The 14,817-nt window shown below is 27.2% G+C and carries 19 protein-coding genes; 6 read left to right on the top strand and 13 right to left on the bottom strand.

Annotated features, from left to right (window positions below):
• Positions 1-70: 70 nt before the first annotated feature.
• Together HPRAE_RS06480 and HPRAE_RS06485 are read right to left on the bottom strand one after the other, a co-directional pair.
• Positions 71-1,126: a peptidoglycan DD-metalloendopeptidase family protein gene (locus tag HPRAE_RS06480; RefSeq protein WP_014553426.1), complete on the bottom strand. Its 1,056-nt coding sequence runs from the start codon at positions 1,124-1,126 to the stop codon at positions 71-73.
• A gap of 115 nt (positions 1,127-1,241) precedes the next feature.
• Positions 1,242-1,937, bottom strand: a complete 696-nt coding sequence (locus HPRAE_RS06485) for an HD-GYP domain-containing protein (protein WP_014553427.1) — start codon at positions 1,935-1,937, stop codon at positions 1,242-1,244.
• Positions 1,938-2,116: 179 nt separating this feature from the next.
• On the opposite strand from HPRAE_RS06485, the gene HPRAE_RS06490 reads away from it, so the two are divergent.
• From HPRAE_RS06490 to HPRAE_RS06500, 3 genes are all read left to right on the top strand, one after another.
• Complete coding sequence (locus HPRAE_RS06490) at positions 2,117-2,362, top strand: glutaredoxin family protein (protein WP_014553428.1); 246 nt, start codon at positions 2,117-2,119, stop codon at positions 2,360-2,362.
• 147 nt (positions 2,363-2,509) lie between these two features.
• The gene (locus HPRAE_RS06495; RefSeq protein WP_014553429.1) at positions 2,510-2,989 is read left to right on the top strand and encodes an SLC5/6 family protein; all 480 of its coding nucleotides are present in this window, start codon (positions 2,510-2,512) and stop codon (positions 2,987-2,989) included.
• Positions 2,989-3,516 carry a permease gene (locus HPRAE_RS06500; protein ID WP_014553430.1) on the top strand — a complete coding sequence of 176 codons (528 nt, stop codon included), beginning with the start codon at positions 2,989-2,991 and terminating at the stop codon, positions 3,514-3,516. Before HPRAE_RS06495 ends, HPRAE_RS06500 begins: the two co-directional genes overlap by 1 nt.
• Before the next feature lie 75 nt (positions 3,517-3,591).
• Here the strand turns inward: HPRAE_RS06500 and rpiA are convergent, their stop codons facing one another.
• On the bottom strand, positions 3,592-4,263 hold the full coding sequence (gene rpiA / locus HPRAE_RS06505; protein ID WP_014553431.1) for a ribose-5-phosphate isomerase RpiA: 672 nt from the start codon (positions 4,261-4,263) through the stop codon (positions 3,592-3,594).
• 201 nt (positions 4,264-4,464) lie between these two features.
• On the opposite strand from rpiA, the gene HPRAE_RS06510 reads away from it, so the two are divergent.
• Positions 4,465-5,079, top strand: a complete 615-nt coding sequence (locus HPRAE_RS06510) for a zinc dependent phospholipase C family protein (RefSeq protein WP_041606969.1) — start codon at positions 4,465-4,467, stop codon at positions 5,077-5,079.
• Between the two features lie 61 nt (positions 5,080-5,140).
• Here HPRAE_RS06510 and HPRAE_RS06515 read toward each other — a convergent pair whose 3' ends face one another.
• From HPRAE_RS06515 to HPRAE_RS06530, 4 genes are all read right to left on the bottom strand, one after another.
• On the bottom strand, positions 5,141-5,650 hold the full coding sequence (locus HPRAE_RS06515) for an FxsA family protein (protein WP_014553433.1): 510 nt from the start codon (positions 5,648-5,650) through the stop codon (positions 5,141-5,143).
• A gap of 37 nt (positions 5,651-5,687) precedes the next feature.
• The gene (locus HPRAE_RS06520; RefSeq protein WP_014553434.1) at positions 5,688-6,365 is read right to left on the bottom strand and encodes an HDIG domain-containing metalloprotein; all 678 of its coding nucleotides are present in this window, start codon (positions 6,363-6,365) and stop codon (positions 5,688-5,690) included.
• Between the two features lie 110 nt (positions 6,366-6,475).
• The gene (locus HPRAE_RS06525) at positions 6,476-7,273 is read right to left on the bottom strand and encodes a TIGR00266 family protein (protein WP_014553435.1); all 798 of its coding nucleotides are present in this window, start codon (positions 7,271-7,273) and stop codon (positions 6,476-6,478) included.
• Positions 7,274-7,294: 21 nt separating this feature from the next.
• Positions 7,295-7,591 (bottom strand): hypothetical protein, encoded by a 297-nt coding sequence (locus tag HPRAE_RS06530; protein ID WP_014553436.1) that lies wholly within the window; start codon positions 7,589-7,591, stop codon positions 7,295-7,297.
• 172 nt (positions 7,592-7,763) lie between these two features.
• Between HPRAE_RS06530 and fliK the strand changes: the two genes are divergently transcribed.
• Together fliK and HPRAE_RS06540 are read left to right on the top strand one after the other, a co-directional pair.
• Entirely contained in the window at positions 7,764-9,383 is a 1,620-nt protein-coding gene (gene fliK / locus HPRAE_RS06535) for a flagellar hook-length control protein FliK (RefSeq protein ID WP_014553437.1), read from the top strand.
• Positions 9,384-9,411: 28 nt separating this feature from the next.
• Positions 9,412-9,681 carry an EscU/YscU/HrcU family type III secretion system export apparatus switch protein gene (locus HPRAE_RS06540; protein WP_014553438.1) on the top strand — a complete coding sequence of 90 codons (270 nt, stop codon included), beginning with the start codon at positions 9,412-9,414 and terminating at the stop codon, positions 9,679-9,681.
• Between the two features lie 6 nt (positions 9,682-9,687).
• On the opposite strand, the gene HPRAE_RS06545 is transcribed toward HPRAE_RS06540, so the two are convergent.
• From HPRAE_RS06545 to HPRAE_RS06570, 6 genes are all read right to left on the bottom strand, one after another.
• Positions 9,688-11,778, bottom strand: a complete 2,091-nt coding sequence (locus HPRAE_RS06545; RefSeq protein ID WP_014553439.1) for a methyl-accepting chemotaxis protein — start codon at positions 11,776-11,778, stop codon at positions 9,688-9,690.
• Between the two features lie 171 nt (positions 11,779-11,949).
• The gene (locus HPRAE_RS06550; protein WP_014553440.1) at positions 11,950-12,297 is read right to left on the bottom strand and encodes a Na-translocating system protein MpsC family protein; all 348 of its coding nucleotides are present in this window, start codon (positions 12,295-12,297) and stop codon (positions 11,950-11,952) included.
• 37 nt (positions 12,298-12,334) lie between these two features.
• Complete coding sequence (locus HPRAE_RS06555) at positions 12,335-12,859, bottom strand: hypothetical protein (RefSeq protein WP_014553441.1); 525 nt, start codon at positions 12,857-12,859, stop codon at positions 12,335-12,337.
• Positions 12,860-12,973: 114 nt separating this feature from the next.
• Entirely contained in the window at positions 12,974-13,429 is a 456-nt protein-coding gene (locus tag HPRAE_RS06560) for a chemotaxis protein CheX (RefSeq protein ID WP_014553442.1), read from the bottom strand.
• On the bottom strand, positions 13,429-13,860 hold the full coding sequence (locus HPRAE_RS06565; protein ID WP_014553443.1) for a bacteriohemerythrin: 432 nt from the start codon (positions 13,858-13,860) through the stop codon (positions 13,429-13,431). The genes HPRAE_RS06560 and HPRAE_RS06565 overlap by 1 nt, the downstream gene beginning before the upstream one ends.
• Before the next feature lie 218 nt (positions 13,861-14,078).
• A complete protein-coding gene (locus HPRAE_RS06570; RefSeq protein WP_014553444.1) occupies positions 14,079-14,690 on the bottom strand; it encodes a Spy/CpxP family protein refolding chaperone in 612 nt (203 codons plus the stop codon).
• Between the last annotated feature and the right edge of the window lie 127 nt (positions 14,691-14,817).

The following is a 14,817-nucleotide window of genomic DNA, read 5'->3' on the forward strand; positions in this document are numbered from 1 at the left end:
AAATTTAAATTTAAAATCAAAAGATCCCTACTAAATTAATAATAGGGATCTTAATCTTTTCTATATTTATTTACTTATTTATATAATTTAAAGGATTTTCAGGACGTCCATTAACCTGGACTTCTAAATGTAAATGAGGTCCAGTAGAATTACCTGTATTCCCTGAACGTGAAATAACTTCTCCTTTAGCAACTGATTCTCCAGTTTTAACCAAAAGTTTTGAATTATGAGCATAAAGTGTTCTTAAACCTTTTTGATGTTCAATAATAACTACATAACCATAACCAGTGGCCCAACCACTATAAACAACTCTTCCAGAACTAACTGCTCTAATTGGACTCCCCATAGGAGCTGCAAAATCTAGACCTTCATGCATTCTGCCCCAGCGTTTACCATAATAAGAAGTAATCCGACTATCAATTGGATACATAAATTTCTGATCAAGTCGATCTTGATAGCTAAATTCTGGTTTAGCACCTCTTAAAATTAATTTTTGATCTATTTTTAATTTTGTAGGATCTTCAATATTATTATCTTCCATTACTTTTTCTTTTTCTAAATTAAATTTACGACTAATACTACTTAAACTTTCACCTGGAGAAACTCGATAGATAATACCTTTAACAGGCAAAATTTTAAATTCTTGACCTGGTTTAATACTATTCATATTACTAATATTATTAGCACCAATTAAAGTATCAATATTTAGATCATGTTGATGGGCAATATCCCAAAGTGTTTCCCCTTTTTTAACTTGATGAACTTTTATTTGTTTCATCATAGTTTGAGTTTTTCTTTCTCCAAAAACTTTTAGCTTGTCATTACCCTTTTTTTCTTGTGGTTGATCAGTAGGGAAAACTGAAACAGCTTCTTTTGGCTTTAATTCAGTTTTATCGTTTTTTCTCTCAGTTAATTCTTTTTCAGATTTAATTTTGAGCTTTGAATTTAACTCTGGAGACATATTTTGTTCTAACTTAACTCCATTTTCACTATTTTCTTCAATTTTCAAAAAATTAGTGTCAATACTTTTAGATCTGCCACCAATATTCATAGAATTACTATAAGCAGAAAAAACAAGTAAAATAAAAATAATAAAAAAACCAGTTAAGCGCTCTCTTCTCCTCAATTTAGTCTCCACCTTTTTAAAATTAGTAAATTATTTTTCTTTACAATAAATTGTTAACTACTTTACTATTATAACAGAATTTATTAACTATTTAAAGAAATTGTTAAATAATTAACTAATTATTTGCTATTTTTAGGTTATCTAAAAATATTTTAACTATTTGAGGCGAAAATTGTTGTCCCATATTTGCTTTAATTTGAACTAAAGCCTTAGTTTGAGGCATAGCTTTTTTATAAGGTCTATCAGAACACATTGCATCCCAAGCATCTGCTAAAGCAACAATTTGAGCAATTAAAGGTATTTCTTTAGTTTTTAAACCTTTGGGATAACCCTCTCCATTCCATTTTTCATGGTGATAAAGCACATAGTTTGCAATTTCTTTTAAATCTGAAATTTCTTTTAAAATTTGATATCCCCAAATAGAATGTTTTTTAATTAGTAAAAATTCAGCTTCAGTTAAAGCTTTCTTTTTATTTAATATTTTAAGTGGAATCATTGTTTTACCAATATCATGCAAAAGTCCAGCCAAATAAGAATTTTTTATTTCAATCTGAGTTAAATTTAAATTTATTGCAATCTTTTTGCTTAAATGAGCAACATTTTGAGCATGTATTTTTGTATAATAATCATATAAGCCAAGTAATTTAATTAAAGCACTAATCTTTTGCTCTGCTTTAGTCATCTTTTCAATTAGTTCAAGCATAATTTTAATATTTGAATTAAATTTAATCATTTTAAAAGGAGTTTCTCTTAATTCAGTTTTTTGATTGCTAATTATTTGATTTAAAGCTTGAATATAAATATTTTCCATTTTTTCTCCTTTCTTAAAATATGAATAATTTTATTTAACTAAATTTATTATACCATATTTTTACATAAATGTAATTTTTATATTTAAAATAATTTAAATTAGATAAAGGAATCTTATAATTTAAATAGAAACTATTTATTAAGATAAAGAAATAATATACTTTAAGAAAGGATGATAAGATGTCTGATTTAAGTTTATATTATTTTCCAAGCTGTCCTTATTGCAGAAGAGTCTTAGATTTTATTGAAGAAAATGAATTAGAAAATATTGAATTAAAAAATATTAGAAAAGATAAAGCTGCAAAAGACAAATTAATTGAAGTTGGCGGTAAAAGCCAGGTTCCTTGTCTTTTAATTGATGATGAGCCTTTATATGAATCAAATGATATTATTAATTGGCTTCAAAACAATTTACTTGAAAATTAGTTATAATACAATTTGATTTTAATTAAAGCCGCTCTTTAAAGAGCGGCTTTAAATTATTTATCATATAGATAGCTCTTAAAATATAAAAACTAAATTAAATTTTGAAAGGAGGAATTTGTTTTTAATTAAAATTAAAAACAAAAAAATATGATTTATTATTTTACAATTTTATTAACTATTATCTTATTTTTAATTGATAAGCAAAAGACAATTAAGGGTTTAAAAATTGGTTTTAAAAAAATAAGAAAAAACTCTCCTGTCTTTTTAAATATGATAATTTTAGTAGCATTATCACTATATTTTGTTTCTGATGAACTAATTTTAAAATTTTTAGGTGATGGAAGTGGACTAGCAGGTGTAGCACTTGCTGGAGGTCTAGGTTCAATTGCTTTTATGCCTGGCTTTGTTGCCTTTCCTCTTGCTGGAATCTTGTTAGAAAAAGGGATAAGCTATACAGTCATAGCAGCATTTACTACTACTCTAATGATGGTTGGTATAGTAACATATCCAGTTGAAAAAGATTTCTTTGGCTTAAAGATTACCATTATAAGAAACGTTATTTCTTTAATTATAGCCCTTATAGTTTCTATTTTGATTGGTCTTTTTTACGGGGAGCTGTTTATCTAATGAAAACAAATTTAAAAGATTACTGGTTATTTATAATATTTAGCATTTTAATAATTATTGGATTTAGCTTGGATTTAAATATAGCCTATGGTGTTTTTGATAATTTTTATTCTTTCTTTTTGACAATGATAAAGTTTGTACCAGCTGTTTTTATTTTAATTGGTCTTTTTGATGTCTGGGTTGATAAAAAATTAATTGAAAAGCATTTAGGAGAAAACTCAGGTTTTTTAGCCTATTTTTGGGTTATAGTTTTTGCAAGTACAACAGTTGGTGGCTTATATGTTGCTTTTCCAGTTGCTTCTGCTTTATATAAAAAAGGAGCAAGTCCTAGAATTATATTTAGCTATATTGGAACTGCAGCTATTTGTAGAATCCCAATGACACTTTTTGAAGCAAGCTATGTAGGTGTCTCTTTTACAGCAATTAGATGGTTTGTTTCTATACCTTTAGTTATTATTAGTAGTATTTTTATGGAAAAAATAATTCCCAAAAAAGATTTAGCTAATATTTCTAAACTTGCTAACTAAACTATTTAAGGGAGCTAAATTTGATTCAGCTCCCTTAAAATATATCTAATTTATAAATATTTATTTTTACTTAAGTTATTTTTCTAAAACTTCCACATGACCATCATTATAGCCTACAATAACAATTTCTGCCATTTCAGCAAAAATTCCATTTTCAACTACTCCAGGCAGTTTATTTAATTCAGTAGTAATTTTAATTGGATCTTCAATTTTACCAAAATCACAATCCAAAATATAATTACCATTATCCGTTTTATAAATTTCTCCAGCTTCTTTTCTAATCTCAGAATCACAACTAAATTTTTCTATCATTTGTTGAGTATATTTCCAACTAAAAGGTGTCACTTCAATTGGTAATTTAAAAGTACTTCCTAAATTATCAACTAATTTAGACTCATCCACAACAATAATTAGCTTATCAGTAGCAGAAGCTACTATTTTTTCTCTTAATAATGCTCCACCACCACCTTTAATTAGATTAAAATCTGGATCGACCTCATCTGCTCCATCAATAGTTAAGTCAAGTGATTTTGCTTCAGCTAAATCAATTAGCTCAATTCCTTCACTAAGAGCTAAATCTGCTGTTTCTTTAGAAGTAGGAACAGCTTTAATTTTCAAGCCATTTCTAACCATTTCTCCAACTTTTTTAATAGCATAATAGGCAGTTGAACCAGTTCCCAAACCAATAATCATTCCATCTTTAATATAATCTGTAGCTTTTTCACCTGTTAATTTTTTTGCTTTCATTAATTATCACTTCTCCTTTAATAATATATAAAAATTAATTTTAAATTTTCAAGTCACTTAAATATTATCAGAATGTCTAATTAGAATCAACTTCAACTAATTTTAGACTTTTAAACAAATTATATTTGATAAACTAAAAGCTATGTGGTAATATTAAAATATTGAAAGAGTTAATCGCACAAATTCTCAGGAGGTATAAAACTGGATACTAGAACCCATAAATTATTAGCTTATAAAATTCACAATCATTTTGCTAAAAATGACATTTGGCTTTCTAAAATGGCTTTGGCTTGGGGAAGTATGAAACCTGATTTTATAGAAGGAAATATTAATCATTTTAAAGATGAGACAATGGAAAATTTTTATAAACAATATGAGCAATTACAAGCAATGAATCCAGATCAAAGACCTTACAAATTCGCAGTTAAATTAGGAGAATTATTCCATTACACTGCTGATTATTTTTGTAGGGCTCATAATGATCCAGAGCTTAACCCAGGTAGCATTTGGGAAAAGACTGTTCATATTTTTCATGAATGGAAATTAAATCAACATGCTCAAAGTTTACACCCAGATTTTTTTAAAAAAGAAATAGAAGAAAGCTTTGTTTATAAAAATGATTTAAAAACTATTATTGAAAAAGAACACAGCTCTTTTTTAAAAAGAGAATATAGTTTTGAAAATGATCTTAATTCAGCTTTTAGAGTTTGTATTTTAATGACAAATAAGTTAATTTATGAATTACAGCTAAAAGAGAATTATTCATTTGCTCAAGTTTTTAATTTGAGACATCGCTTACTTTATCAAAATGCTTAAATTATAATAATAAATATTAAAAGAGGAGTCAGTAAAAATAGACTCCTCTTTTTTATTTAATTTAAGATTTAAAGTTATAATCTGTTTTATCTTCTTTTATTTCTTCTGCTTCTACATCAATAAAATCTTCATTTTCCAGATTAGTCTTTTGAGTTTCATTTTGACTTTGCTTAAATTGGCCACCATAATGAACTTTAACTTTATTTTCTTTGACATATTTAAAAAAGTATTTTTTAACTAAACTTGCAATTAAATCTCTTGAACCTGGTAAAATTAATAAAAAACCAGAAATATCAGTTAAAAAACCAGGAGTTAATAAAGTTACTCCCCCAACTAAAATTAATAAAGCACTAATTAAATCATCTGTTGGCATTTTTCCAGAGTTTAGACTAGAACGAATATTATTAACTACTTGGTAGCCTTGTCTTTTGGCAATACTTATTCCAGCTGCTCCAGTACATATGATAATCAGCACAGTTGTAAAAACTCCTATATACTGACTTATTTCTAATAAAAAATATAACTCAAGCAGAGGAACTATAATAAAAATCATTAATAATTTCAAAAACATAATTACCTTCCTTAATTAAAACATTAATTTTTAAATTCTATTCTTCTTGATAATCCACATGTCCTAATAGTTCAAGATCATTAATTAAGAGTCTAAAACGACAACCTAAATATTTAGCTGCAGCTTTACAAAGTTCCATCCTATATAAATAAATTTCAAAGTAATCCATTACCTGACTAATAGAAGAATCATAATCAATACTTAAAGTTATAGTTTCTTCTTCTGCATCTACAAATATTTTTGAGTCCATTATTGCTAAATTAACTCTGTCATGAATAAAAGTAGAATCTTTTTTATCAACTCTAGTCCTGTGAGCATCACTTTTATCTGCAAGTATTAAAGCTGCTGTAATAGGACTAACTGGTTGACCAATTTCTACATCATGATTAGCTATAGCTGTAGTAATCTTTGTTATATCAGCTAAAGGAACTTCCATTCTTCTTAATTCAGTATAAACTATATTAGCTCCTGAGATACCATGGTGTTTACGATTAAACATATTACCTATATCATGCAAATAGCCTGTAATGGCTCCAAGCTCTACTATTTTTTTATCAAAACCTAAATCATTTAAAATTCTTTCTGTAGTTTCCGAAACATAATTGACATGTCTAAAACCATGTTCGGTATAACCTTTTTCAGAAAGATAATGATTAGCTTCCTTAATCATATGCTGAAAATCAGGATTATTTTTAATTTCTTTTAAAGTCAACATAATATTACCTCCCTTAACTTTATTATAATTTTACTAATTAAATTATAAGTATTAGTTTACATTATCTAATATTAAGGGAGTGATTGCAAGTAAATAAGATTACAATTTAATTAGAAACCATCTCCATCAAAAATATTTCCAAGCTGACCTAATACGGAACCTTCTCCTTTTTGCTTACCACCAAAGCGAGGAGCACTTTTAATTATCCGATCTGCAAGACGAGAAAAAGGTAAACTTTGTAAATAAACAGTTCCAGTGCCTGCTAAAGTTGCTAAAAACAAGCCTTCGCCCCCAAATAACATTGATTTTAACTTGCCTGCTTTTTCAATATTATAATCAATTCCAGCTGTAAAGCCAACTAAACAACCTGTATCAACTTTCAGCTTTTCATTTTTGAGCTCTTTTTTTACAACAGTACCACCAGCATGAATAAAAGCTTTACCATCACCACTAATTTTTTGAAGAATAAAACCTTCTCCTCCAAATAAACCACTACCAAATCTTTTACTAAAAGTAATATCTACCTTTGTTCCCAAAGCAGCACATAAAAAAGCATCTTTTTGACAAGTAAATTGATTAGCTTCGAGTTCTGCTAAATCTAAAGCTATAATATTACCAGGATAAGGAGCAGCAAAAGCAATTTTCTTTTTTTCATAATCAGTATTAGTAAAATGAGTCATAAATACTGATTCACCTGTAATTGCTCTTTTTCCAGCTCCAAAAACTTTGGCTAAAATAGAATTATTTAGCTCAGTTCCATCTCCCATTTTTGCCTCAAAAGATATACCATTATCCATCCAGTTCATTGCACCTGCTTCTGCAATTACAGTTTCTTCTGGATCTAAATCAACCTCTACAACCTGCATATCATTGCCAATTATTTGATAGTCAATCTCATGGCTTAACAAAATTATCCCTCTTTTCTATTTTTATTCAACTAAATCAGAAATTTCAGCTGGAGTTATCAACCGGTCATCATAAGCTATTATAACTTCATCTGCTGTAAACTCAACTTCATCTACAATTCCAGTATAAGCTTTAACTCTGTCTATTAATTCTTCAGCTGTACACTGCATTTCTGCTAATTTAACTTTATATTTTATATTGTATTTACGTCTATTTTTATTTCTTTTTTTAATTATTTCTTCTAATTCAGTTTGATCTAATTGCTTAGTTTTACAATTAGAATGAGATCCACAACCACAACTACCACATTTATTAGCCATATTTTTCCTCCTTTAGATCTTTTTAATTTATTAATTAAAATTATCTTAATTTCTCTTAAATTTAATTATTTTAGTTCTGATATAATAATATATTAGATTTTAAAGGATTTCAATCAATTTTATAGAAATGAGAAAGTAAGGATTCTATTTTAAAGAGTAGGGAGTGTAATTTATGGACTTAAATGGATTAGCACCAATTAGAAAATTAGATATTGGAATGTTAAGGCAGGCTTTAAATACTGATAACCTTAGTTCTGATGAAAAACAAGCTAAAAGTCAAAGCACAGAACTTTTACCAGAAATTTTCCGCCTTTTAGCTTCACTTGAAGATGATACTCAAAAAATGTTATTAGATAGCTGGGCTAAAATGGAAATGCCTTTGAATGAAAAAACTGTTAGTAATTTAATTAGTTATTTAGAAAACAATCCTGCTTTAACAGCAGAAGATAAAATGGCTGTAATTAAAGCTTTTGCTTTTTTAGAAAGTAATGGTCTGCCGTTTTCTGAAAAAATGGTCGATGCTTTAAGATCAATTTTTAATAATAATGGTAATTTAAGCTCAACTTTAGACAATTTTATGAGTTCCCAAAATTCCCTTAACCAAGAACAATTAAATAATTTGCTTGCTAATTTAAATTTAAGTGAACTAAAAGATTCTTTAATAAATATTGATAATTTTAGTCAGCATACTCAAGAAAATGTTAATCAAGAAGCTGCTGCTTCTACTGCCAACCTTAATTCTAATAATTTAAATTCAGAAAATTTAAATGAGCAGCCAGTTCAAAATATAGCTCAGGCTGGACAAGAAAATCAGAGCCTAAATCAAAATTTTAAATTAGATGAACAGATTTTAAATAAATTTAACAATTTAGATCAAGAAACTAAAAACATAATCCTCAACAATTTAGATAGTCTAGGGAAAAACTTTGACCAAAATACAATTAAAATTTTAAATAATTTTTTAGCAAATAATAATATTGAACAAGGCAGTCAAAAAACTGCTTTATTAAAGGCTTTTGCTTTTTTAGAAAATAATCAACTTCCTTTAACAGAAAATCTCATTAAAGAAATAACAGCTAAATTTGAACAAAATGTTAATCAAGTTGTAGCTAACTTAAATAATAAAGAAGAAATATTGACCAATTTAAATAAATCTGAACAAGCTCTACTTAGTCAAAATGAAAGTAATATTAATTTAGCAGCTGAAACAAGTCAAATTGCAGAGAGACTGAGTCTTCAGGCAAAAATTTCAGATCAAGTTTTGGCTCTTTTTAATCAAATTGAAGGCCAAAATGAAGAAAAAATCGCTGATAACTTACTTGGACAAAAATTAATTAATTTACAACAGCAAAATCAAGCTACCCCTCTTATGTTAGCACTTGAAATTCCAGTTCAATTACCAAATAAAAAACTCTCTTCTTTACTTTTGAAAATAGAAGCTGAAAAAGAAAAATCAGAAACTAAAAATAATAAAAATAAAGGTTATAATATTTCTTTTATTTTAGAATTCGAAAAGATTGGACCGATTCAAACAAATGTTGAAATCAATAAAAATAAGATCAATACTACTTTTTTTACTGAAAGTTCAGATACCGCTGAATTAATTAAAAATAATTTTTCTAAATTACAATCTGTTTTGCAAGCTAAAGGTTTTAATATTCAAAATGTAAAAATCAAAAACTTTGATAATCTAGCAGAAAAAAAACAAGACTTTTTTAATGATTTAATTCTACCTAAATTAAATAATTTAGATGAGAATGGAAAATATAGGCATATTGATATTAAAATATAATTAATCTAAAGAGAAATGAGGACTTAAAATGAAAGAACAAAAAAATAAAAAAACTGTAGCTTTAAAATATGATCAAAAAAATGATCAGGCACCAAGGATAATTGCAAGTGGTAAAGGTAGCATAGCAGAAATGATAATAAAAAAAGCTAAAGAAGAAAACATCCCTATCAAAAAAGATAAGGATGTTGTTCAAGTTTTAGCTGAGCTAAATATTGGTGAGCAAATCCCAGAAGAACTATATACAGTTATTGCTGAAATTCTTTCTTTTTTCTATGATTTAGAAGATTTAAGCTCATAATTAATTCTATAACTTAAACTTATTTACCGATTCTTGTAAGTCATTTGCCATATTTGCTAAATCCTCAGCTGCACTAACTATTTCTTCAGTTGAAGCAGTTTGCTCTTGACCAGCTGCTGCTACTTCTTCTGCATTACTTGCAGCTTCTTGACTAACTGAAGCTATTTCATGAATTGTAGCTTCTACATTTTTACTATCTCTAGTTTCTTCTGCTGATTTTTTATTAACACTTTTTATTAATTTTCTTAAACTTAAAGCAGCCTTATTTATTTGTTCAAATATAGAGCCCGTATTTTCTATTGATTCGACACTATTTGTTACTGCTGCTTCTGTTTTATCCATTCTATTAACTGCATTTCCAACTCCATTTTGAATTTCTTTAATTAAATCATTAATCTGATTAGTAGCTTTTTCTGACTCTTCTGCTAACTGTCTAATTTCATCTGCCACTACAGAAAAACCTCGTCCTGCCTCTCCGGCTCTAGCTGCTTCTATAGCAGCATTTAAAGCTAATAAATTTGTTTGAGAAGCTATATTATTTATCAACTCGACTATTTCTCCTATTTTATTAGATAAGTGGCCTAGCTGATTAATAGTAGTCGAGACCTCTTGACTATTTTCTTTAACATTTTCAACCTGATTAACAGCTACCTTAATTGACTGATTTCCTTCTCCTATATTTTCCATTACATTATCAGCCTGTTTATTCATTTTACTTGCCATCATAGAAACACTCTTTATTTCATCAATTAAAGAATTAATCTGGTTTGTTGTTTCTTCAATTTGAGCAGATTGTTCCTCTGCTCCTGATGCTACTTGCTGAATTGCTTCACCTACTTGTTGAGCAGCTACAGCTACTTCTCCACCTGAGGCGTTAAGTTCTTCACTATTTGCTGACAAATTTTCAGCTATATTCATGATATTAAAAATTATTTCTTTTAAATTTTCTAACATTTTATTTAAAGCATTAGCTAGTTCACCAATTTCATCTTTAGATTTAACTTCTAATTTTGTAATTGACAAATTACCTTTTGCTATTTCTTTGGCCATTTTTACTGCTTTTAAAACAGGCTTAGTTATCTTTTTAGCCACAAAATAAGCAATAATTGTTACAAGTAAAGCAATAATTAATAATTCTAAATATAAATTTCTTAACATTAAATTAATTTTAGCAAAGGCTTCATTTTGATTAATTTCTGCTAAAATAGACCAGTTTAAATCTTGAAGCTTTAATTTACTATAAGAACTCAAAACCTTAGTTCCACGATAATCTTTAATTTTTTCTATACCATTTTGACCAGCAAAAGCTTTTTTAACAGTTTCTGTATCGACCTTTTTGTTTAAAATATCAATTTCATCTGAGAATCTAGAGTTTGATCTCATTAAGAGATCAGAACCAACGAGATAAGTCTCTCCAGTTTTTCCCATTCCAGTAACTTCATTCATAATATTATTTATAGCAGTATCTGCAATTTGTAAGGCTACAACTCCTAATACTTCTGAATCTCTTCTGATAGGAGCTGAAATAAAAATAGCTGGAGCTGAAGAAGGCTGATAATATTTATAGTCAGCTATTGTAATTTGGCTTAGCCCCTGACTAAAAGCATTGGCTAAATTAGTCTCTTGTAGTTCTCCTTGAACTAAATTCCCTCCTAAATCATTTTCTTGTGCTGCAGTATAAATAATATCGCCTTTAGTATTAATTAAAAATAAATCGTAATAATCATATTTAGAAGTATAGTTATTAAAATATTTATTATATTTTTTAAGCAAAGTTTGATAGCTTGAACTATTAATTCCTTGATTTTGATAAATACTTTCAAAATCATTTAAAGCCTGATTAACAATTGGTGTTGCAGCTAAAACATTGATATCTGCTCTTCGTTCTTCAAAAAATGATTCAATTTGATTTGCTTTAATAGTTTTAATAGCATTTAACTGATTAAAAGTAGAATTTTCTAAAGCTTCTTTGCTATTATTAATATTTAAATAAGCAAATATTAAGAGAGGAACCAAACTAATTAATAGCATTATTAATATCATCTTGTAATTAAGACTTAAACCCTTATTAGAATTTTCACTTTTAAGCTTAAACATAATAACTTCCTCCTTTTTTATTTTTAAATAATAAAAAGTCAGTAAACCTCAAAAAAAGGTTTACTGACTCATAATAAATAAATTTATTAATCTATCAGTATTTTATTTTTCATTCTATAAAATGGTTCAAAAAAATACTATAATTATTTATAGTTTTTTTATCTTCCAATTTTATAAAATGTTTTCTTTAATTGTAATTGTTAAAACTATTTCTGAAGCTACTTTTTCTGAATCATAATAAATTTCTTTAATCTCCTGTGAAATTAAATTTTCATATTTAGCTTTAATTTCATTTTTAAAAAGATTAAAAAGCTTTTTTCTAATCATTTTTAATAGTTCTATCCCTTCTTCACTTCTCTTTAAATTATTAAAAATAATATTATCATATCTTTCAATCCGAACAATAATTAAATCATCAATAATTGTAGTTCTGACTCTTTTAGGTCCTTTGCCCACCATTTTTTTATAAAATTGAGCAGTGATTAAATTTAGCTTTTCTTCTACTTCTCCTTTATTCACATTGACCACTCTCTTCTTTAAATTATATTTTTATTTATTATTCAAGAGCAATATCAGCTTGATACCATTTAATAAATTCTTTTAAAAAATCATCAGCTAATAATTCAAGGTAAATAATTAATTCAGTTTCAACTGTTTCTGATTCAAATTTTATTACAATTTTTCTGCCAGCTAATTGGTATAATTCTTGATCAATATCTTCTAATTTTCTAAAATGAGGTATTTCTATATCTTCTCCTCTTAAAGAACGAAATATTATTCGCTCAATATCTTTTCTGGCTATAACCTTAGTTTCTAAATGATCATCACCTGCAACCACAATAGTTCTATTTTTTAAAATTATCTTTTTATTCCAAACTTTATAAGTCTTAATTATTATTGGCCAAGTATCAAAAGCAAATAAAAGCACAGCTGATAAATAAATTAGATAAATTAATAACTTTTGATAAAAGCCAATTCCTGGATAAAAAAATTGTAATAAAATACCTGCAAGTATAATTCCAATTGGGGTATAAAGTTTTTCTAAAAATTTATATTTATTATAATTATAAATTTCTTCCATAATTTCTGCCTCCAACTATTAACATTATTTATTTAGTACTCTTAATATATTATTCTAGATTCCAAAAAAATATCCTGCTTATAAATAAAAAAGCTCCCGCAGGAGCCTTTTTATTTATTTAACTGAAAATCCAACATCAAATTCTCCTAAATCTGTTACAAAATTAACTTTTAATACTTTATCTGCTTCAGATGAAATATTAATATTTGAACCAGTAACTATTTGGGGAGGAGCAATATCACAATTTAAATCTTGATCTGCTAAACCAGTGGTTGCTTGGCCACTAATTATATTACCAAGTTCTCCCATAGCAGAAGTAACAAATTTATCCAGTTCTTTCATTTCCATACCTGACATAGCTTCAACTACTTTTAAAGCCATAGCTTGGGAAAAACTGTATACAATTGATCCTTTAATATCTCCAGTCATACCAATAATTACATTTGCTTCTTTATCAGTTACTAAATCTTCCTGTACTGAAATTTCTCCTTTTTTCGGTTCAAGTGAAAGCATTGTTTTAAAAACTGAATCAGTAGCTGAAATTATTGGATTTAAGTATTTAACATCCATTAATTATTTTCCTCCTCTTTTTTCTCAATAGAATTTATATAATCTCCTATACTTTGATCTGTAGAAGCAACATGATTAATTAACCAAGTTAATAAACGTCCACTAAATTCCATTACAAAATCATCATCATATTTATTTGCTTGATATTCAGCTTGAAATTCTGCTACTTCTGCCTTAAAATCTTCATGAATTTTATGATGTTCATCATAATCAGGATAATCATATTTTTTTTGTAGTGCCTCTTCAGCATCAAAATGAGTAACTACATATTCGCCCATAAAATTTAAAGTCTTTTCTATTTCTGCTTTTTTCTTTGATTTTTCTTGGTCACTTCTAACAGTTTGTATAAAGTTGCCTAAGCGTTTAAATAGCTCTTGGTGCTGTTTATCAACCAATTCAACTCCAATTTCATATTCTTTTTTCCAAATCATTTAGTTCCACTCCTCTAAATTATGTAAATTTTTTAGCTATAATTAATTTATTCTTTAAAATGATAACTATTCCTGCTTTTGAATTAAAGTTGTTAAATTCAAAATATTGTTTTTTTGACAACAAAAAAGGACGGATTTAACCGTCCTTTTTAACTACTGTTTATATTCTATTATAAATTATTTTTTATTTCAAATTTTAAAATACAAAACCTTTTTGCTTAATGACACCAACCAGGACCAGATCCATAACCTTGATGATATCTATTTCCATTTCTATTTCCAGAGAATCCCCAGCCCATCATACCCATCATATCTGGGCCAAAACCATTATGATGACCTAAAAACATCCGATTATCAGTGCTTCTATTATAATCATCTTTAAATCTTCTCTGATAATTTTCTTGATATTGAGAGCGATTTTCTGCTAATAGATCCAATTGTTCATCTGTTAAAACTGATTCTATTTTTTGTTGATGTTCAGCTCTTTTTTTGTCCATTTCTACTAAAAGCTCTTCTAATTGATCTTCAATTTCATCAATTTCTCTATTACTAGCCCCTCGAAATTCTAAGTTTCTAAGCTCATATTTTAAATCTCTAATTTGAGCTTGTAACTTTTCAGTCTGATTATAAAAATCATCTCTTAAATCAGCAATCTGATTAAGCTGTTCCTGGTTAAGCTCAATTCTATTATAATCCCTTGTCTCTGAATTATAATGATGATTCTCATTATAATTTCTCATTTGTCTTTGAGAATTATGAGCAAAAATTGTACCTGTAAAAACTGCTGCAATTAAAGTAATTACGAATAAACTAGTTAATACTTTTTTCATTTTTATCACTCCTATAATTTTGTCTTTGCTTGATTTCTAATTTAATTATATGAGTAGATTATGAAGAAAATATGAATTTAAACAATAATTTTAGATTTTAAATAAGATTAAGCAAAGTTTTGCCTTT

This window comes from Halanaerobium praevalens DSM 2228 (assembly GCF_000165465.1).
Taxonomy (GTDB): domain Bacteria; phylum Bacillota; class Halanaerobiia; order Halanaerobiales; family Halanaerobiaceae; genus Halanaerobium; species Halanaerobium praevalens.

Excerpts from the sequence above, each read along its gene's own strand:
- HPRAE_RS06485 (WP_014553427.1), bottom strand. The coding sequence starts at position 1,937 with ATGGAAAATATTTATATTCAAGCTTTAAATCAAATAATTAGCAATCAA.
- HPRAE_RS06490 (WP_014553428.1), top strand. The coding sequence starts at position 2,117 with ATGTCTGATTTAAGTTTATATTATTTTCCAAGCTGTCCTTATTGCAGA.
- HPRAE_RS06495 (WP_014553429.1), top strand. The coding sequence starts at position 2,510 with ATGATTTATTATTTTACAATTTTATTAACTATTATCTTATTTTTAATT.
- HPRAE_RS06500 (WP_014553430.1), top strand. The coding sequence starts at position 2,989 with ATGAAAACAAATTTAAAAGATTACTGGTTATTTATAATATTTAGCATT.
- rpiA (WP_014553431.1), bottom strand. The coding sequence starts at position 4,263 with ATGAAAGCAAAAAAATTAACAGGTGAAAAAGCTACAGATTATATTAAA.
- HPRAE_RS06515 (WP_014553433.1), bottom strand. The coding sequence starts at position 5,650 with ATGTTTTTGAAATTATTAATGATTTTTATTATAGTTCCTCTGCTTGAG.
- HPRAE_RS06520 (WP_014553434.1), bottom strand. The coding sequence starts at position 6,365 with ATGTTGACTTTAAAAGAAATTAAAAATAATCCTGATTTTCAGCATATG.
- HPRAE_RS06530 (WP_014553436.1), bottom strand. The coding sequence starts at position 7,591 with ATGGCTAATAAATGTGGTAGTTGTGGTTGTGGATCTCATTCTAATTGT.
- fliK (WP_014553437.1), top strand. The coding sequence starts at position 7,764 with ATGGACTTAAATGGATTAGCACCAATTAGAAAATTAGATATTGGAATG.
- HPRAE_RS06540 (WP_014553438.1), top strand. The coding sequence starts at position 9,412 with ATGAAAGAACAAAAAAATAAAAAAACTGTAGCTTTAAAATATGATCAA.
- HPRAE_RS06545 (WP_014553439.1), bottom strand. The coding sequence starts at position 11,778 with ATGTTTAAGCTTAAAAGTGAAAATTCTAATAAGGGTTTAAGTCTTAAT.
- HPRAE_RS06555 (WP_014553441.1), bottom strand. The coding sequence starts at position 12,859 with ATGGAAGAAATTTATAATTATAATAAATATAAATTTTTAGAAAAACTT.
- HPRAE_RS06560 (WP_014553442.1), bottom strand. The coding sequence starts at position 13,429 with ATGGATGTTAAATACTTAAATCCAATAATTTCAGCTACTGATTCAGTT.
- HPRAE_RS06565 (WP_014553443.1), bottom strand. The coding sequence starts at position 13,860 with ATGATTTGGAAAAAAGAATATGAAATTGGAGTTGAATTGGTTGATAAA.
- HPRAE_RS06570 (WP_014553444.1), bottom strand. The coding sequence starts at position 14,690 with ATGAAAAAAGTATTAACTAGTTTATTCGTAATTACTTTAATTGCAGCA.